12 protein-coding genes are annotated in these 19802 nt (G+C 68.0%); 8 read left to right on the top strand and 4 right to left on the bottom strand.

Translation table 11 applies throughout. The features are described from left to right. Positions 1–42: 42 nt before the first annotated feature. Positions 43–1821, bottom strand: a complete 1779-nt coding sequence (locus HKD39_RS20585) for a DUF222 domain-containing protein (RefSeq protein WP_171200296.1) — start codon at positions 1819–1821, stop codon at positions 43–45. A 983-nt stretch (positions 1822–2804) separates the two neighbouring features. Here HKD39_RS20585 and HKD39_RS12955 point away from each other — a divergent pair. After that, the gene (locus tag HKD39_RS12955) at positions 2805–3155 is read left to right on the top strand and encodes a hypothetical protein (protein ID WP_171200295.1); all 351 of its coding nucleotides are present in this window, start codon (positions 2805–2807) and stop codon (positions 3153–3155) included. 65 nt (positions 3156–3220) lie between these two features. On the opposite strand, the gene HKD39_RS12950 is transcribed toward HKD39_RS12955, so the two are convergent. After that, positions 3221–4591 carry a PQQ-dependent sugar dehydrogenase gene (locus HKD39_RS12950; protein WP_171200294.1) on the bottom strand — a complete coding sequence of 457 codons (1371 nt, stop codon included), beginning with the start codon at positions 4589–4591 and terminating at the stop codon, positions 3221–3223. Between the two features lie 240 nt (positions 4592–4831). On the opposite strand from HKD39_RS12950, the gene HKD39_RS12945 reads away from it, so the two are divergent. Further along, a complete protein-coding gene (locus HKD39_RS12945; protein ID WP_171200293.1) occupies positions 4832–5764 on the top strand; it encodes a 2-hydroxyacid dehydrogenase in 933 nt (310 codons plus the stop codon). Between the two features lie 333 nt (positions 5765–6097). On the opposite strand, the gene ilvD is transcribed toward HKD39_RS12945, so the two are convergent. Together ilvD and HKD39_RS12935 are read right to left on the bottom strand one after the other, a co-directional pair. Continuing rightward, complete coding sequence (gene ilvD / locus HKD39_RS12940; RefSeq protein ID WP_171200292.1) at positions 6098–7966, bottom strand: dihydroxy-acid dehydratase; 1869 nt, start codon at positions 7964–7966, stop codon at positions 6098–6100. Positions 7967–8260: 294 nt separating this feature from the next. After that, positions 8261–8761: a PH domain-containing protein gene (locus HKD39_RS12935; RefSeq protein WP_171200291.1), complete on the bottom strand. Its 501-nt coding sequence runs from the start codon at positions 8759–8761 to the stop codon at positions 8261–8263. 300 nt (positions 8762–9061) lie between these two features. Here HKD39_RS12935 and HKD39_RS12930 point away from each other — a divergent pair, with 300 nt between their 5' ends. From HKD39_RS12930 to cimA, 6 genes are all read left to right on the top strand, one after another. Beyond that, a complete protein-coding gene (locus HKD39_RS12930) occupies positions 9062–11011 on the top strand; it encodes an acetolactate synthase large subunit (RefSeq protein WP_246232630.1) in 1950 nt (649 codons plus the stop codon). Between the two features lie 109 nt (positions 11012–11120). After that, entirely contained in the window at positions 11121–11636 is a 516-nt protein-coding gene (ilvN, locus tag HKD39_RS12925; RefSeq protein ID WP_171200290.1) for an acetolactate synthase small subunit, read from the top strand. A gap of 158 nt (positions 11637–11794) precedes the next feature. Beyond that, positions 11795–12823 carry a ketol-acid reductoisomerase gene (ilvC, locus tag HKD39_RS12920; protein ID WP_171200288.1) on the top strand — a complete coding sequence of 343 codons (1029 nt, stop codon included), beginning with the start codon at positions 11795–11797 and terminating at the stop codon, positions 12821–12823. 616 nt (positions 12824–13439) lie between these two features. Continuing rightward, positions 13440–16787, top strand: a complete 3348-nt coding sequence (locus HKD39_RS20090; RefSeq protein ID WP_171200287.1) for a S8 family serine peptidase — start codon at positions 13440–13442, stop codon at positions 16785–16787. A gap of 253 nt (positions 16788–17040) precedes the next feature. Further along, positions 17041–18063: a 3-isopropylmalate dehydrogenase gene (locus HKD39_RS12910; RefSeq protein WP_171200286.1), complete on the top strand. Its 1023-nt coding sequence runs from the start codon at positions 17041–17043 to the stop codon at positions 18061–18063. 10 nt (positions 18064–18073) lie between these two features. After that, positions 18074–19792 (top strand): citramalate synthase, encoded by a 1719-nt coding sequence (gene cimA / locus HKD39_RS12905; protein ID WP_343074707.1) that lies wholly within the window; start codon positions 18074–18076, stop codon positions 19790–19792. Positions 19793–19802: the final 10 nt, after the last annotated feature.

Below are 19802 nucleotides of genomic sequence, written 5' to 3'. Positions count from 1 at the left end.
ATCTCTAGGACTGCAGCAGGCGACTCCGGCCTGCGACGGTGTTTAGAAGGGTGGGGTGTCGTCGATGTGCGGGTCGTCGGGTAGGGCGCCGGCGGCCGGGTGGGGCGGCCCGCTCTCGGGCGCGGGCCGGCTCGCCGAATCATTGCTGATCGATGTGCTTGGTGATGTGCCGGTGTCCGGCCCGTCAGGAGGCGGGGTGTTCACCCTCGGAGTCGTTGCGGGCCCGGAGGCTTCGTCGAGGTTTCGCTCGCCTACGGCGCTGTCGGATTGATCGGTGCCGCCATCATTGGCCGCGACGCTCTGGTCGATCGAGTCGGCAGGGCGGTCTCCTGTCGTTTCGGTTGGTTGCCACCAGGTTTCGGGTTCTCTGGTGTGGGTGCGGCCCAGGGGTGAGGTCCAGTGGTAGGTGCCGTCGGCGGTGCGGGTGAGGGTCCAGCCGCCGCCGTCTTTGGCGCGGTGGTGGTGTTTGCACAGCAGGTTCAGGTTGTCCGCGCTGGTGGCTCCGCCGGCCTGGTATGGGATGCGGTGGTCGATTTCGGTGCGGGCGGCGGGTTGCCGGCAGCCGGGTGCGATGCAGGTGCGGTCCCGGATGCGGATCTGTTCGGCGAGCCATTCCGGCGGCACATACCCCGCGATCCGGGTGGCATCCAGCAACGACCCGTCCAACGGGTCACACACCAAACGCTGCACAAGCAGACCACCATCACCTACGGCCGCACCGCCACCCCTCGGCTTATTCGGCTTTTGCGCGCTGTCCCTGGGAGCGGCGGGTCTGCTGTCTGCTCCCCGGGGACTGTCGGGTCTTCGGCCGGCTCGACCGTCACCGCCGGGCCGTCGAGCGCTTCCATTGTTGTTGCCCTGGTTCACTTCTCGCCCACCAATGCCCGCGCTGGTCGGTGTGCCGGTGGGGGTGCGGGCGAGGATGGCGCGGGCTTGGGCGGCGGTGATCGGCCCGTACCCGTCCAACTCGCACACCCCGATACCGCCGGTCAGCACGGTGTACGGCATGGTCACCTGCAACCGCACCTTCGACCGCTGCTTGACGCTCAGCTGGGCACCGCCGGGCAGGCCGTGCTCGACCACGTGGTGGAACAGGTCGACCAGACAGTCCGCGCGGCGCGCATCGATCCCGCGGGAGTCGTCGGGGGTTTTCGCGGTGTCGGCCATCACGGTCAACACCCGCCACACCACCTCCACGTCCTGCGCCGGGCCGTAGTACACCAGCTGCGCCATCCCATCCTCACCCGGCACACACGACACATTCCGCTGCGCGACGGCCTCCTCATGGGATTCCTGGGCGTGGTCGGGGTTCAGCCCGAGCAACACTCTGCGGACCTGGCGGCGGAACAACGCCATCGGTTTATCCACGGCGGAGGGATAGATCCGCTCCTCCAACAGTCGCGCTGTCGCCTCGTCCAACTGCTCCACTTGTTCGGCGAGGTAGCGGACTTTCGGTAGATCAATCTCCCCGGCGTTCCACGCCGCCCAGGTGACCGGAATTTTCCGCAGCTGCTCGGCGATCGTGATCTGGGTGGCGGCGGCACGCTCAGAAATCGTCAACGCACCGGCGACTTCGGTGTCCAGGAACTCCCGCACCCCCACATAGCTCCGGGCCAGCTCGCCAAGGTCGGCAGCGTTCTGCGCCTGCAAATGCCGAATCACCCGCTCCCGAGCCACCACCGAATCCAGCAGCACATTCCCGTGCAACACCACCCCCGCAACACCACCAGCACCATCAGCGGCACCGTCGGCATCAGCGGCACCGTCGGCATCATCGGCGCCGGACCTGGCAGCGCCAGGGTTATCGGCCTCAGCACTCACCGGCTCAGCGTTACGGGTCGCAGCGCGCGGGCTATCCACCTCGGGATTCCCCGAGTCGCCGCCGCTGCGGGCGCCAGTACCGGCACTGCTGGATGAAGCACTCTCGGCACGATGCGCGGCCGCGCGCGGCCTATCGACGTCGGCGTTCCCCGAGTCGCCGCTGCTGCGGGCGCCGGTGCCGGCACTGGAGGATGGAGCGGCGCTAGGGTCGGCGGTATCGACATCGCCCGCGGCGGCGCTGGCACGAGGAGACGGAGCGGTACCAGTGGCGCCGGTGGTCGGCGTGGGCACCGTAGACGACTCACCCCGCGCGGCCAGCAAGGCCGCCGTGGGCGGGCGGGATTCCAGATGCGCAACCAAACCCGACCCCGGCTGCAGCACCCCCAACGCCGTACACCACCGCTGGAACACCGCGTGCGAAACCCGCACAGCACCAACCCGAACCGGCTTCCGGTTGAGCATCAACATCACCCCCTTGTGACACACCCAGATTACCTCTTCTAGTACGCATGTTCGATCCACCGATCGGATGAAAGTCAATGTCGTGAGGTCATCACAGCGACAACCGAATCCGGGCAACCGGGTCGGCGGTGCTTGGCAAATACATTGACCGACCATCTAATGGTGACCGGCGCCCCGCCGTGTGCAGACCTCGACCGGACGGACGCGCCCGTGCTGAGCGGACTGCAACGGAACTCCAGCGCAGAGTCGGTCGTGCCGTGTCCGGGGAGCCAGCGGTACCAGTGGCAAGGGCCGACCGAATGTACGTGCACCGACCGGACGTGCCGGTGCTGAGCGGACACTCGCGCGGAGCGGACGCGCCCGGGCCGCACCAGGCGTCGACGTCCAGTGCCGTCCGCAGCGCCCCATCGAGGCGATCACCCTGGGCCGGGTTGCTGATCCGGCGTTCAGCGCACGGGGCACAATCGAGCGACCTGCCCGATGAGACCAGGGCAGGGCAACTCGATCGGAAGGATCACACCGTGCCGGACCGCCCCGAGATTGTCTGCATCTGCGGCTCAACGCGGTTCGCGACCGAGATGCACGCGGCCAACCGTGAGCTGACGTTCGCGGGAGCCATCGTCGTCGCGCCAGGTGTGTTTACCCACGCCGAGAGCCGTTCAAGCGCGATGGAGGAAGCCGCCAAGTCGATAACCAGCGAGCAAAAGGCCGCGCTGGACGAGTTGCATCGACGCAAGATCGACCTTGCTGACCGGGTTCTGGTGGTCAACCCCGGCGGCTACATCGGGGAATCCACCCGTAGAGAGATCACGTACGCAACGGCCGCCGGCAAGCCGGTCGCGTTCACGGACCCGTTGGGCGACAAGGGCTGAGACTCGGAGACAGCGGCCGAGACAGCAGGAGCCTGGCAAGGCAACCACAACGCGCTCGGCGCGGCTCAGTCGTTGCCCGCCCCACCCGCAGCCGAGTTGGCCTTGATCACAATTACCCTGTCGTCAGCGGGGACGGGCTTGCCCTTACCGTCCTTGTTGGAGGTGGTGGCCCAGAACAACTGGTCGTCCGGAGTCGCACCGCCGACCGTCAAGGTCAGCAGCCGGCCATACTTCTTCTCCACCAACGGAACCGGCTTGCCGACAAACCCTGCACCCTGCGGGTCGAGCCCCAGTGCCACCGCCCGCTGCGCCGTGAGCGAGCTGAATGCCAGCTCGCGCGCCGACTGTGCACAATCGTTCGCGCCACCCTCGGACGCCTTGAAGCTCCACAGCGTGCTTCCCGAACCGAGCTGGCGATAGTTCTTGCCCGCCTTGGCATCCACCACCACATCGGCGGGGCTGCGGTGGTCGACGACAGCCACCCCGGACGGCCGGGCGCACATGCCGGTGGGATCGCTGAAGCCGCCGGCGTACACGGCTGTGCCGCCAGGGTTTCCGTTTGAGGGCTTGCCGAAAGCGTCCACTCGCAACAGCTTTCCGGCCAATGAGTCCGGCTGCGAGGCCACCGCGGGGGAGCCGGTATCGCCGGTGGCGATGTACAGCTGATCGTCCGGGCCGAACTCGATGCGACCACCATTGTTCTTGGCGCCCTTAGGAATCCCGGTCAAGATCGGTTTCGGGGTATCGCCCTGAGCCAGTCGCAGCACCCGGTTGTCGGTCTTGGTGGTCGCGTACAGATAGATCAGGCCGTCCTCGTCGTACGAGGGCGAAAGCGCAATACCGAGCAGCCCGCCGGTCCCGGACGCATCGATGCGGTCGACCGTCGCATACTCCTGCGGCTTCTTGCCCTGGGCTATCGACAGGATCCGCCCGGTCGTGCGCTCGCCGACAAGGGCCGACTGGCCGTCCGGGAGCACCGCAAGACCCCAGGGGGCATCGAGGCAGGCGGCGATCACCGCGGGATCGCTCGGCATGCACGGTTCGGTCTCGGCGGCGGACGATTGCGGCGCCGAGCTCGGCCGGCTCGGGGGGGTCTGCTGGCTCGACTCCGGACGGCTCGCATCGGGGCTCGACTCGGGACTCGACGGGGGCGGTGCGGATGACGGCGGGGTCGGCTGCTCGGTCGACGGCGACGGTGACTGCTCAGCCGAAGAAGGCTGTTGGGACGACGGTGGGGCCGTGCTGCCGGGCGGCTCGGCAGGCTGCAACGCCGACGGATCGCCTGGTTCGACCGGCCGCACCATCGGCGCGGTCAACGACGGTTGCGCAGAGAACGGCGGTGCCGCCGACGAGAAGTCCGCGCAACCCGCCAGCAGGCCGCCGAGCGCCACGAAGGCGACCGGCACTGCGGCGCGGCGGCGGGTGCGAGCTGACATCGCCATCAACGGTAGCGGGCGATCCTGAGAGCCGGGCGGTTGTCGGCAGCCGACCATCGCGGCCCAGCCGGCACATCCCCGGCACATCTCAGCCAGCCCGGCACATCTCAGCCAGCCCGGCACATCGCGGACCAGCCCGAGACATCTCAGCCCGAGACATCTCAGCCAGAGACATCTCGGCCCAGACCGGGTACCCGACCCCGAGGCCGACCGTCCGAACATCGGTGCCACAGTAGAGAGATGACCGTGATCGCCGTGGCCAGCTCCGAACTCGCCGAGACACTGCGCCAGCATGCCGGCGACACACTGCAGATCGTCGACATCAGCGCCGTCACCAGCGCCGACGATCTCAGCGACGCGGCCAGGCAGGCTGAGGTGCTGATCCCCGGTTTCCTCGCCGGGACCAGCGTGCTCGACCTGATCGGCAGCCTGCCTAACCTCAAGCTGGTGCAGTTGATGACGGCCGGTGCCGAGGTGTGGGTCGGCAAGGTTCCCGACGGGGTCACGCTCACCACCAGCAGCGGCGCGCACGGCGGGTCGACCGCCGAGTGGGCGGTGGGCGCACTGCTGGGTGTGCTGCACGAGTTCCCGGGGTTCGTCGCCGATCAGCAGGCGGGGCACTGGAACCGGCACCGCACGGACGAGCTGGCCGGCAAGCGGGTACTGGTGATCGGCGCCGGCGACCTCGGCCACAACGCCCAACGCCGGCTCACCGCCTTCGACGCCACCGTCACGCTGGCCGGGCGCACCGCACGCGACGGCGTCGTCGGCATCGACCAGGTGCCCCAGTTGCTGCCGGACCAGGACGTGGTGATCCTGATGATCCCGCTCACCGACGCCAGCAAAGGCCTGGTGGACAAGGACTTTCTCGCCCGGATGCCCGACAATGCGGTGCTGGTCAACGCCGCAAGAGGACAGATCGTCGACACCGACGCGCTGCTGGCCGAGCTCAACGCCAAGCGACTGCGCGCCGCGATCGACGTCACCGACCCCGAGCCGTTGCCGGATGGGCACCCGCTGTGGTCGGCGCCCAACCTGTTCATCACCCCGCACATCGCCGGAGCGGTGCCGGGTGCGGCCGCCCGGGTCCTTGACGTCGTCCTGGACAACCTCGCCCGGTTCGCGGACGGCCGCGAACTGCGGAACGTGGTCACCGCCGAACGCGGCTACTGACGGTGAGCTGCCGGGCGGAGCAGACCCCCTGAAAGGATTAAAAGGAAAGGCCGATGCGGCTCGCGACGATCGCCCGACAGGTGGCGGGCGGCTACGCCGCGAGCGGCCGTACCAGCGCCACCGTGATCGCCGGGAGCGTTGGCCGGGGACGTGCTGACGCGTTCTCCGACGTCGAGATCGATGTCTACTGGAACCGCTCACCCTCCGACGACGAACGCCGCGCGTCCGTCGAGCGATGCGGCGGCGTTGTCACCACCCTGTGGCCCCACGAGCCGGACGAAGGTGAATGGTCGGAAGACTTCACGGTCGACGCCAGCCGGTGCCAGCCCAGGCTCAGCGTGAGGGCACGTGCCGGACGGCTCCGGTGGAGGCCGAGGTGGCCATGCTGGCGTAGGCCTGCAGCGCCCTGCTGACGGTGCGGTCGCGATCGACCGGCTGCCAGGGATTTTCCGAGGCCTCCATCTTGGCGCGCCGCTCGGCCAGTACATGATCGGGCACGTTCAGGCGCAAAAGCCTGTCGTGCACATCGATCTCGATCTCGTCGCCGTCTTCGACCAGGCCGATGCTGCCGCCGGACGCGGCCTCGGGCGAGATGTGCCCGACCGAGATGCCGGACGATCCGCCCGAGAAGCGGCCGTCGGTGATCAGCGCGCACACCTTGCCGAGACCGATGCCCTTGATGAACGACGTCGGGTGCAGCATCTCCTGCATGCCGGGCCCGCCGGCCGGCCCCTCGTAGCGGACCACGACCACATGCCCTGGCTGCACCTTCTTGCCGAGGATTGCGTCGACGGCCTGCTCCTGCGACTCCACCACGATGGCTTTGCCGACGAAGTGGAACAACTCCTCGTCGATGCCGGCGGTCTTGATGACCGCGCCGTCCTCGGCCAGGTTGCCGTACAGCACGGCCAGTCCGCCGTCGGCGGTGTAGGCGTGCTCCACGTCGCGGATGCACCCGGACTCGGCATCGGTATCCAAGCTGTCCCAACGGTTTTCGGTGGAGAATGCCTGCGTGGTGCGCACCCCTCCGGGAGCCGCGTGGAACAACTCGACGGCCTTGTCGGTGGCCTTGCCGCCGCGCACATCCCAGTCGTCCAGCCAGCCGGTGAGGTCGGGGGAGTGCACGGTGTGCACCGAGTCGTCCAGCAGGCCGGCCCGGTTCAGCTCGCCGAGCAGCGCCGGGATTCCGCCGGCCCTGTGCACGTCTTCCATGTGGAACCGCGGGTGGTTGGGCGCGACCTTCGACAGACACGGCACCCGCCGGGACAGCGCGTCGATGTCGGCGAGGGTGAAATCGACCTCACCCTCCTGCGCCGCGGCCAAGATGTGCAGCACGGTGTTGGTCGACCCACCCATCGCCACGTCCAGCGCCATCGCGTTGGTGAACGCCGCCTTGTTGGCGATCGACCGCGGCAACACCGAATCGTCCGACTCCGCGTCGCCGTCTTCGCCGGTGTAGTAGCGCTGCGCCAGCTCCACCACCAACTCGCCGGCCCGCAGGAACAGCTCGCGCCGGGCGGCATGGGTGGCCAGGGTTGATCCGTTGCCCGGCAACGACAATCCCAACGCCTCGGTGAGGCAGTTCATCGAGTTGGCGGTGAACATGCCGGAGCAGCTGCCGCAGGTGGGGCAGGCGGACCGTTCCAGCGCGGCCAGCCCGTCGTCGCTGACGTCGGGCGCGGCCGATGCGTTGATCGCTGAGATCAGGTTGGTGGGGGTGGAGGCAACTCCGTCGACGACCACGGCCTTGCCGGCCTCCATCGGGCCGCCGGAAACAAACACCGTCGGGATGTTCAGCCGCAGTGCGGCCATCAGCATGCCGGGGGTGATCTTGTCGCAGTTGCTGATGCACACCAGGGCATCAGCGGTGTGCGCATTCACCATGTATTCGACCGAGTCGGCGATCAGCTCGCGGCTGGGCAGCGAGTAGAGCATGCCGGCGTGGCCCATGGCGATGCCGTCGTCCACCGCGATGGTGTTGAACTCCTTGGCCACCCCGCCGGCCTCCGCGACCGCACCCGCGACCAGATCGCCCATGTCTTTCAGGTGCACATGCCCTGGGACGAATTGGGTGTAGGAGTTGGCGATCGCCACAATCGGCTTGCCGAAGTCAGAGTCCGTCATTCCGGTGGCCCGCCACAGCGAGCGCGCGCCCGCCATGTTCCGGCCGTGGGTCGATGTTCTGGAACGCAACTGCGGCACTGTGACTCCCGAGACTTCTTCAGGTGCTTGACTGCTGGGGATTGCTGGCGACCGACTGCTGCCGACGGTGATGATGACAATGACGGTGAAGCAGCAGGGCCAGCACGATGAATCAACAACCGGAATCAACAACCGATGGACCGGCGGAGCGGTGGCGGGGTAGTGCCATGGTTCTCGGTCCGTTGGGCCGGTGGGCAGCGTGGTACCGCTGCGCCGGCGTGGCCGTCTGGTTCAGGCTACTCCGTGCGGCACCGGCGCCGGTGCGCCGAACCTGCGGTGATCTGAGCCGACGCCTCAGCGGCGCTTGCGCTTGGCCGTCGGCAGCGGCCCGGTGATCACGGTGGCGCGCTCGTCGGACAGCCCGACCAGCGTCGGGAGGTCGACCGCGGTGACCATCGGCAGCCTGGTCCGCCGGTCGTTGGGCTCGATCGCGACCACCCACCGCTGCCCGTCGCGCAGCAGTCGCAGCCCGTCCCAGCAGATCCGGCGCCGGCCCCGCAGGCCCGTCACCGTCAGCCCGGTCGGCGCGGCAACGGTACGCGTCACCAGCAGCCAGACCAGCGCGAGCAACGGAACCAGCCACAGCACCGTCAGCAGGCCGCCGGTGCTCGCCAGTGGCCCGGCCACCAGTACCAGCGCCAGCGGCAGCAAGATCGCCACCCACGGCAATCGGTACCGCTTGACGGTGCCGGACGACAGGCTCTCGAGATCGTCGTCGGTGCCGCCGAGATCATGGCCGCCGGCGCCGGCGCTGTTCGACGGGCCGGGCGAGGGAGCGGGAACGGTGCTGCTCATCGCTCCAGTGTCCCACTTGACGTCCAACCGGCCCAGCTCCCAACATGCGAGACGCCGATCCCGCCTGGTTGACACTTGCCAGAAAGCGCCCCTATGGTGGCTGCATGCACGCTTTCCTCCTCGTAATCACCTAGCGCGTCGATGCGGCCATCGCCGCGACGACGCGCAACCCCTTGGACACCTCACCGGTGACGAGGGGTTTTTTGTTGCCCCGTAACGATTTCCGACTGTTTGCCTTCCAACTGCCGTCCAGCACGACGCAACCGCCAGCACCGTGCCAGAACCTCGAGGTGACCAAGCATGACAACGCCAAGTCCGGTGGCCGCGAACCAAGCCGCGGCCCCAGCGGCGTCCGGATCCGCCGGCCCCGCCCACCGCGGTGTCGGCGCGGTGGTCCCGCCGCGGCGACCGGCCGTCCGGCCCGACGCCACCGGCGAACCGGCGGCTCACGAGTCCGGCGGCCGCGACCATGAGGCGCAGGCCGGGGTCGCCACGCCGGAACCGCTCCAGGAACGGCTGACCGGAGCGGCGTCCGTGGTGCGCAGTCTGGAAGAGCTCGACGTCGACGTGGTCTTCGGCCTGCCGGGTGGTGCGGTGCTGCCGGTGTACGACCCGCTGTTGGACTCCACCAAGGTGCGGCACATCCTGGTGCGTCACGAGCAGGGCGCAGGGCACGCCGCCACCGGTTACGCGCAGGCCACCGGCAGGGTCGGGGTCTGTATCGCCACGTCGGGACCCGGTGCCACCAACCTGGTGACGCCGATCGCCGACGCCAACATGGATTCGGTGCCGCTGGTGGCCATCACCGGTCAGGTCGGCCGCTCGCTGCTCGGCACCGACGGCTTCCAGGAGGCCGACATCTGCGGCATCACCATGCCGATCACCAAACACAACTTCCTGGTGCAGGATGCCGAGGAGATCCCGTCGGTCATCGCTGCCGCGTTCCACCTTGCGTCCACGGGCCGACCCGGCCCGGTGCTGGTGGACATTCCCAAGGACATCCTGCAGGCCGACACCACCTTCCGTTGGCCGCCGGAGATCCAACTGCCCGGTTACCGGCCCACCGCACGGCCGCACAGCGGGCAGATCGCCGCCGCCGCCGACCTGATCACCTCGGCCCGCCGTCCGGTGTTGTACATCGGCGGGGGAGTGATCAAGTCGGGGGCGTCGGCGGAGTTGTTGCAGCTGGCCGAACTCACCGGCATCCCGGTGGTCACCACGCTGATGGCGCGCGGGGCATTCCCGGATTCGCACGACCAACACCTCGGCATGCCGGGCATGCACGGCACCGTCGCTGCGGTGGCCGCCATGCAGCGCTCCGATGTGTTGATCGCCATCGGCACCAGGTTCGACGACAGAGTGACGGGTGACCTGCGGACCTTCGCGCCCGGGGCGAGCGTGATCCATGCCGACATCGATCCTGCCGAGATCTCCAAGAACCGCGTGGCCGACATCCCCATCGTCGGTGACGCCAAAGACGTGATGCGGCAACTGATCACGGCCATCGAAGGGATCAAGAGCGACGGCAGGGTGTCGGACCTGTTCGCCTGGTGGGCCGAACTCGACCAACTCCGCGAGTCGTTCCCGCTCGGCTACGAGGAACCGGCCGACGGCACGCTGTCGCCGCAGTACGTGCTCTCCCGGCTCGGCGCGATCTCCGGCCCTGAGACGATCTTCACCTCAGGGGTCGGCCAGCACCAGATGTGGGCGGCACAGTTCATCAACTATGAGAATCCGCGCACCTGGATCAACTCCGGAGGCCTTGGCACCATGGGCTTCTCGGTGCCGGCGGCGATGGGCGCGAAGGCCGGTATGCCGGACACCACGGTGTGGTGCATCGACGGCGACGGCTGTTTCCAGATGACCAATCAGGAACTCGCCACCTGTGCCATCGAGAACATCCCGATCAAGGTCGCGGTGATCAACAACGGCAACCTCGGCATGGTGCGTCAGTGGCAGACCCTGTTCTACGGCGAGCGCTACTCGAACACCGATCTGGGCACCCACAAGCTGCGCATTCCTGATTTCAAGCTGCTGGCCGAGGCCATGGGTTGCGTCGGGTTGCGTTGCGAGAGCAAGGAAGACGTCGACAGCACCATCGAGCAGGCGATGCAGATCAACGACCGGCCGGTGGTGGTGGACTTCGTCGTCGGCAAGGACGCACAGGTGTGGCCGATGGTGGCAGCCGGGACCGGTAACGACCAGATCATGGCTGCCAGGAACATCCGTCCACTGTTCGACGAAGAATGACACCCGCCCGCACCGCGGCACCGCGCTCCGATACCGCAGGACGGTGCGCACCCACCGCGGCACGCACGTCACCAATGCACCAACGAGGCACGAGAGAAGATCAACGCAGATGACATCGCGTCACACCCTGTCGGTGCTGGTCGAGAACAAACCCGGTGTGCTGGCACGGGTTTCGGCACTGTTCTCCCGCCGTGGGTTCAACATCCACTCGCTCGCCGTCGGCCCGACGGAGAGCCCGACGGTATCCAGGATGACGATCGTGGTGACGGTGGACGACCTGCCGCTCGAACAGGTCACCAAGCAGCTCAACAAACTCGTCAACGTGCTGAAGATCGTTGAGCTGCCCGGCGATGCCTCGGTCACCAGGGAGCTGCTGCTGATCAAGCTGCGGGCCGACGCGGCCACCCGCGGCCAGCTGACTACCGTGGTGGACATGTTCCGCGCCAAGGTGATCGACGTCGCGCCGGAATCGGTGACGGTCGAGGCCACCGGAACCTCCGACAAACTGGAGGCACTTGTACGGTTGTTGGAGCCCTACGGCATCCGCGAACTGGTCCAGTCCGGAATGGTGGCGCTGGGCCGCGGGCCGCGCGCCATCACCTCGACGGGAGGGCGTGGCGACTGATCCGACCCTCCCGCTCACCCGCCGTCCAGGTCGACGAGATCGACGGTGGCGCAACAACTCTCCGGAAATCTCCGGACCGCCGGCAGTACCCGCATCAGCAGCATCAGTAGCGGCGACCGAGTCCCGGCCGCCCGTCATCCAAGGAGCACAACGAACACATGGCAGCGGAAATCTTCTACGACGACGACGCCGACCTTTCGATCATCCAGGGCCGCAAGGTCGCGGTGATCGGCTACGGCTCGCAGGGGCACGCCCACGCGCTGAACCTGCGGGACAGCGGAGTCGACGTCCGCGTCGGCCTGCCCGAGACCTCAAGCTCGCGGCAGAAGGCGACGGACGAGGGCCTGCGGGTCGTCACCCCGGCGCAGGCCGCTGAGGAAGCGGACGTCATCATGATCCTCACCCCGGACCATGTGCAGCGGCACGTCTACGCCGAGTCGATCGAGCCGCACCTGAAGGCGGGCAAGGCTCTTGCCTTCGGCCACGGCTTCAACATCCGTTTCGGATACATCAAGCCGCCGGCCGACGTCGACGTGATCATGGTGGCGCCCAAGGGTCCCGGCCATCTGGTCCGCCGCGAGTTCGTCGACGGCAAGGGCGTGCCCGACCTGATCGCCGTCGAGCAGGATGCGACCGGGCAGGCGCAGGCGCTCGCACTGTCGTATGCGGCGGCCATCGGCGGCGCCAGGGCCGGCGTCATCAAGACCACCTTCACCGAAGAGACCGAGACCGATCTGTTCGGCGAGCAGGCGGTGCTCTGCGGCGGCATGTCCCGACTGGTGCAGCTCGGCTTCGAGACCCTGGTCGATGCCGGCTACCAGCCGGAGATCGCCTACTTCGAGTGTCTGCACGAGCTCAAGCTGATCGTCGACCTGATGGTTGAGGGTGGCCTGGCCAAGCAGCGCTGGTCGATCTCGGACACCGCCGAGTACGGCGACTACGTCTCGGGTCCGCGGGTGATCGACGATCACGTCGCCGAGAACATGAAGGGCGTGCTTGCCGACATCCGCTCCGGCAAGTTCGCCGAGCGGTTCATCGCCGACCAGGACGCGGGTGCGCCCAAGTTCAAGGAACTGCGCGCCGAGCAGGAACAGCACCCGATCGAGCAGACCGGGAAGAAGCTGCGCGGCCTGATGAGCTGGGTGGCCGCCGACGACGACTACACCGGTACCGCCGCCCGGCACTGAAGGATTAGGCACTGAAGGATTAGGCACTGACGGGATAGGCACTGACAGGTTAGGCCCGCACTGACCACTGACGGGATAGACCGGGATCGGAACTGCCGGGATTCGGCAAGCTGACGACACCCGAATTATCAGCAGCAACACCGCAAAACCCCAGAAACGGCCGTCCGGAGCAATCCGGGCGGCCGTTTCGCCTGTCAGTAGGAGAGCAACAAGCTGTCCGGTGGAGAGCAAGAGGCTGACTGAGTGACCGCGCGGCCTCGTCGCTCATCCGATCGGATGAATCACTGCCTGGGCAGCAGTGGATTCCCGCTCAGCGTCATCGCAGCGACGGCTGGCTGGGGGTGATGACCAGGTGACGCTGCGCTACTTAGGCTGACGGACGTCGCAACCCCTGGTCAAACCCCACCGTGACGACATAGCGTTGCAGGGCGCGTCTGTGTGTCGTGTCACTGTGCCGGGAACGTCGGGTCCTGATTCTCGGGCCTCGGGGGATGTTCCCTGGGGTTCTGGTCGGTGGCGCCGCACGCCGGGCGTTCGGCCCCCGAGACCGATACCCGACTCTCGGCATCCGTCGCGGCGGCGTCAATCCGGCCGCGGCTCGAAAGGGGATTAGTCCATGTCACCAGGTCGTCACCCGACCCTTCGTCGGACCCTCGCGGCTGCCTCGGCCGTCGCGCTGGTCAGCGGTCTTGTTCTGGCGCCATCCGCCAGCGCCGCACCGGCCGCCCCGGACCAGGGGTATCAGCCGGCACAGAAGGCACCAACCAAGACCGGCTACTCGGTTCCAGCCGCAGGCGCGAAGATCGCCTCGACGCTGCAGGACCTGCGCAAGGACGCCAGCAAGACCGCGGCGGTCTATGTGCAGTTCGCCGGTGACGGCGCGGTCGCCGCCGCCCCGGAAGATCCCCAGAGCAAGGAGAAGGTCAAGGCGTCCGCCGCGCAGAAGGCGTCGGCGAAGACCCGCAGGGCCGCCATCAAGAAGACCGCTGACAACATCGTCGGCGTCGGCCGGAAGGCGGCGGGCCGCAGCGCCGCTGCCATCAAGCCGCTCTACACCACGGTCAACTCGCTGCCCGGCGTCGCCGTCACGGCCAATGCCGCCGCCATCGATGCGATCGCCGCCCGGCCCGATGTGGTGAAGGTGTCCCGCATCGTCTCCAAGAAGCCGAACAACGCCGGCGCCGCTCAGTTCACCAAGGTGCTGAACGCCTGGCAGAGCACCGGGCTGCTGGGTGACGGCGTCAGGGTCGGCATCATCGACACCGGCATCGACTACACCCACGCCGACTTCGGCGGCCCCGGCACCACCGCAGCCTTCGAGAAGGCGCAGGCCAACTCGGCCGGCCCGTGGACGCCGAACGAGAAGGTCGTCGGCGGCTACGACTTCGCCGGCGACGACTACAACGCCGACCCCTCCTCACCGAGCTATCAGCCGGTCCCGAAGCCCGATCCCAATCCGCTGGATTGCCAGGGCCACGGCAGCCACGTCGCCGGCACGGTCGCCGGCTACGGCGTCAATGCCGACGGATCCACCTTCAAGGGCGACTACTCGGCGCTGAACGCCGATGCGCTGTACAAGATGAAGGTCGGCCCCGGCATGGCTCCGGCCGCCAAGCTGTACGGGCTGCGGGTCTTCGGCTGCGGCGGCTCCACCGACCTCACCGGTGCCGCGCTGGACTGGTCCCTCGACCCGAACGGCGACGGTGACTTCTCCGATCATCTCGACATCGTGAACCTCTCGCTGGGCAGCGACTTCGGGCCGGAGGACGACCCGGACAACGCCCTGATCGACGTGCTCGCCGAGAACGGTGTGCTGCCGGTACTGGCGATGGGCAACGCCGGCGACAACACCGATGCCGGTGGCACCCCTGGCAACGCGGTCCGTTCGCTGGCCGTTGCGTCCGTCGTCGACCCCTACATCAGGGCCGACGCGCTCAAGGCGACGGCGCCGGCCAACCTGGCCAAGAACTACGCAGGGCAGATGTCGGTCGCTTACCCGTGGGCCAGCAAGCCGCCGGTGAGCGGAACCGTGGTCAACATCCCCGGCGCGAACGCCGACGGGTGTGACCCGTTGTCGGCCGCCGACAAGGCCAGGGTGGCCGGCAAGGTCGCCTGGCTGGAGTGGGACGACAACGACGCCACCCGGCGTTGCGGCTCAGCGGGACGTTCCAACAACGTCGCCGCCGCCGGCGCCATCGGCGCGATCTTCACCTCGCAGCTCGATGTGTTCGGCGCCGGCATCACCGGTTCCGCGACCATCCCGGTGTTCCAGCTCTACCGGGACGGCACCGAGGCGCTGCGGCCCGCCATGGAGGCCGGGACGCTGCAGGTGACCTTCGACGGGTCGCTTGAGGGCAGCATCGCCAAGGTGAACTCGGCGATCGGCGACATGCCGTCGTCGTTCACCTCGCGCGGCCCGCACAACTCGATCAACCCGATCAAGCCGGACGTCGCCGCCCCCGGTGACACCATCGTCTCGGCAGCTGTCGGCACCGGCGATGCCGGGGCGAGCAACTCGGGCACCTCGATGGCGACCCCGCACACCGCGGGCATCGCCGCCCTGGTGAAGCAGCGGAACCCGGGCTGGACCACCGAGCAGCTCAAGGCCGACATCATGAACACGGCCGCTCACGACGTCTTCGACCAGCAGGGGCAGAAGGGCAACAAGTACGGGCCGGCGCGTGTCGGCGCCGGACGGGTCGACGCCCTGAACGCCGTCAACAACACGGTGCTTGCCTACTCGGCCGGCCGCGCCGGGGCGGTGTCCGCCTCGTTCGGTGTGGTGATGGTGCCGGCGAACAAGAAGTCGGTCACCAAGACCCAGAAGGTCACGGTGGAGAACACCGCCCGTACCGGCGCCACCATGAAGGTCAGCTACGACCCGGTGGTGCAGACGCCAGGCGTCAACTATTCGGTGTCGCCGGCGTCGCTGTACCTGCCGCCGCGGGGTAAGGCGACCGTCACCGTCACCATGTCGGTGACCACCGCGCAACTGGCGCACACCATCGACCCGACCATGAGCGTCACCCAGACCAACCCGCTCACCGGAATGGACGAAGCCAGGCAGTACGTCACCGACGCGTCCGGACGGATCCTGCTGAGCCAGGCCGGCAAGGACGCCCTGCGGGTGCCGGTCTACGGTGTCGCCAAGCCGTACTCCACCACCAAGGCCACCAAGGGTCAGATGGGGCGGCAGAAGGTCATCCAGTTGAACGGCAAGGGCTTCAACGACGGCTACACCTCGCTGGTGTCCGCGCTGGAGCTGGGCGCCACCAGCCCGAAGCTGCCCACCTGCACCGGTACTCAGACCAGCGGCTGCACCACGGCGCGCTTCGACGGCGCCGGCGACATCAAGGAGGTCGGTGCCGGCGTCAGCAAGGGTGCCACCGGCGTCAGCGACGGCTTCCTCTGGTTCGGGGTCAGTGCCTATCAGGACTGGGTCAACGTCGGGCACATCACCCTGCCGTACGTCGACATCGACACCAATGGCGATGGCCGGCCCGAGTTCGAGGTGTACGCACAGGCGATGCAGAACGCCAGCGGCGATCAACTCGACCTGATTGAGGCCATCACCGTCGACCTGCGAACCGGTCGGGCGCTGAGCGTCACGCCGATCAACTTCAACTACGGCGACGTCGACACCGGGGCGTTCGACAGCAACGTGATCCTGCTGCCGATCGACCCGGCCGTCATCGGGATCACCGCGCAGACCAAGGACTTCCCGATGACGTACACCACCGGCGTGTACTCGGCGTGGACCGGCGAGGACATCGACACCGTCGGTCCGGTGGCCTTCAACCCGCTGAAGCCCGCCGTGTCGTTCGAGGCGCCGCTGTACATCGACGAGGGCAAGTCGGCGATCCCGTACACCATGGGATACAACGCACCGCGTAAGACCTCGGTGCTGGTACTGCACCTGAACGGCAAGCCAGGGGCCAGGTCCGAGGTGATCACCGTCAAGTAGCGCCGGGGGCGGGCAACGCTGACGGCGACGCCGGCGCAGCCCGCGCCGGCCCCGAACGCCGAAACGGCCCGGCGCAGGAGCGAATCCTGCGCCGGGCCGTTTCGGCGTTCGTGCGGGGCCGGCACCACCACCGTTCGGCATCCCACCAACTGGTACGACTACGCTGAGCAGCCAGCGACCTTCCGGCGCGGTGCGTGCCCCGACCGTCCCGAGACCGCCCCGACCGCCCCGAGACAGATTGGTACTGCAGACGATGAAGCTGGCCGTCATCCCAGGCGATGGCATCGGTCCCGAGGTGGTGGCCGAGGGCCTGAAGGTGCTGGACGGTGTCGTGCCCGGCATCGAGACCAACTCCTACGATCTCGGCGCCGCGCGCTGGCATCGCACCGGCGAGCTGTTGCCGGACTCGGTGCTGCGCGAATTGCGGGCGCATGACGCGATTCTGCTTGGCGCCGTTGGTGATCCGACCGTTCCCTCCGGGATTCTGGAACGCGGGTTGCTGTTGCGGCTGCGCTTCGAGCTGGACCACCACGTGAACCTGAGGCCGGCGCGGCTGTATCCGGGCGTACCGGGCCCGCTGGCCGGAGAGAAAGCCGTCGATCTTGTGGTGCTGCGCGAGGGCACCGAGGGGCCGTACGCGGGCAACGGCGGGCTGCTGCGCAAGGACACTCCGCAGGAGATCGCCACCGAGGTGTCGGTGAACACGTACTTCGGCATCGAGCGAGTGGTGCGGGATGCGTTCGCCCGGGCCGCGGCGCGGCCCCGCAAGCACCTGACGCTGGTGCACAAGACCAACGTCCTCACCCATGCCGGGCAGCTCTGGAGCCGCGTCGTGGAGGAGGTGTCGATGGAGTACCCGGACGTATCGGTCTCCTATGAACACGTCGACGCTGCGATGATCCACCTCGTCACCGACCCGGCCCGGTTCGACATCATCGTCACCGACAACCTTTTCGGCGACATCATCACCGATCTGGCCGCCGCGGTGTCCGGCGGTATCGGGCTGGCCGCTTCCGGCAACCTGGACGTCTCGCGCACCAACCCCAGCATGTTCGAGCCGGTGCACGGCTCCGCGCCGGACATCGCCGGCAGCGGCACCGCCGACCCGACGGCGACGGTGTTGAGCGTCGCGCTGCTGCTTGACCACGTCGGGATGACGGACGCCGCCCGCCGCGTCGAGGCGGCGGTGGCCTTCGACCTGGCCACCAGGCAGGCCGGTTCGCCGGGCCGCACCCAGGCCATCGGCGACCGGCTGGCCGCGCTGGCCTCGAGCTAGGGACCTGCCGGTGTCGTCGAACCCCTTGCCGTCAGCCGCTTCGGACGTCCCGGCCGACACCGGACTGCCGCTGGGCGACACCTTCCACGTCTTCGACACGACGCTGCGGGACGGAGCGCAGCGCGAGGGCATCAGCTACTCGGTCACCGACAAGCTGGCGGTGGCGGCGCTGCTCGACGAGTTGGGGGTCGGCTTCATCGAGGGTGGCTGGCCTGGCGCGTTGCCGAAGGACACCGAGTTCTTCGCAAGGGCGGCCGCCGGCGAGCTACCCCTGCGCACCGCGCAACTGGTGGCCTTCGGCAGCACCCGGAGGGCCGGGCTCGCGGTGCAGGACGACCCACAGGTCAAGGCGCTGCTGGATTCGCAGGCGCCGGTGGTGACGCTGGTCGCGAAATCCGATGTGCGGCATGTGGAACGCGCATTGCGGACCACCCTTGAGGAGAACCTGGCGATGGTCGCCGACACCGTCAGGTATCTCACCGACAACGGCCGCAGGGTGTTCATCGACTGCGAACACTTCTTCGACGGGTTCGCCGCCGACGCCGACTACGGGCTGCGGGTCGGCGAGGCCGCCGTCGCCGCCGGCGCCGACGTCGTGGTGCTGTGCGACACCAACGGTGGGCAACTGCCGGGACCGCTGTCGGACACGGTGGCAGAGGTGTTGCGGCGCGGCGGATTCCGGGTTGGGATCCACTGCCAGGACGACACCGGCTGCGCGGTGGCCAACAGCATCGCCGCCGTGCAGGCCGGTGCCACCCATGTGCAGTGCACGGCCAATGGCTACGGGGAACGCGCCGGCAACGCCGATCTGTTCGCGGTACTCGGCAACCTGATCACCAAGCTGGAATTGCCGGTGTTGCCGCCGGGACGGCTGGCCGATCTGACCAGGGTGTCGCACGCCATCGCCGAACTGGCCAACATCGCCCCGAACACCCACCAGGCATATGTCGGCTCGTCGGCGTTCTCGCACAAGGCCGGGCTGCACGCCTCTGCCATCAAGGTCGACCCCGACCTGTACAACCACCTCGACCCTGACGCGGTCGGCAACGACATGCACATCCTGATCACCGAGATGGCCGGCCGGGCCTCCGTCGAACTCAAGGCGAAGGAGCTTGGACTCGACCTTAGCCAGCGGCCCGAGGTGGTGCAGACGGTGGTCGACACGGTCAAGAACCGTGAGGCACAAGGATTTTCGTACGAAGCCGCTGACGCCTCGTTCGAGTTGTTGATCCGGTCGGCGCTGGCCGGTGCCGACGCTGCCGAACCGGAGCGGCTGCCGTTCCGGCTGGAGTCGTACCGGGTGATCGTCGAGAGCCCGAAGAACGGCAAGGCGGTGGCCGGGCCATCCTCCAGTGAGGTGACCAGTGAGGCCACCGTCAAGATCTGGGTGGGGAACACCAGAGTGGTGGCCACCGGCGAGGGCAACGGGCCGGTGCACGCGCTGGACTCGGCACTTCGACTGGCGCTGGAACCGCAGTTCCCGCCGCTGCGGTCGGTGGAGCTGACCGACTACAAGGTGCGGATTCTGGCCGGGCATGCCGGCACCGACTCGATCACCAGGGTGCTGGTGACCTCCACCGACGGTGAGCGCGATTGGACAACGGTGGGCGTGCACGCCAACGTGGTGGAAGCATCGTGGCAGGCGCTGGTCGACTCCGTGGTGTACGCGGTGCAGAGCGCCGACCAGCCGGCATCGGCGAGCGACCAGCAGATGCAGCCCACCGAGTAACCGAAGGAGC

This window comes from Nakamurella aerolata (assembly GCF_013002705.1).
Classification (GTDB): domain Bacteria; phylum Actinomycetota; class Actinomycetes; order Mycobacteriales; family Nakamurellaceae; genus Nakamurella; species Nakamurella aerolata.
Note: the sequence above shows the minus strand (reverse complement) of the source record. Positions and strands in the feature narration are given on the sequence as shown.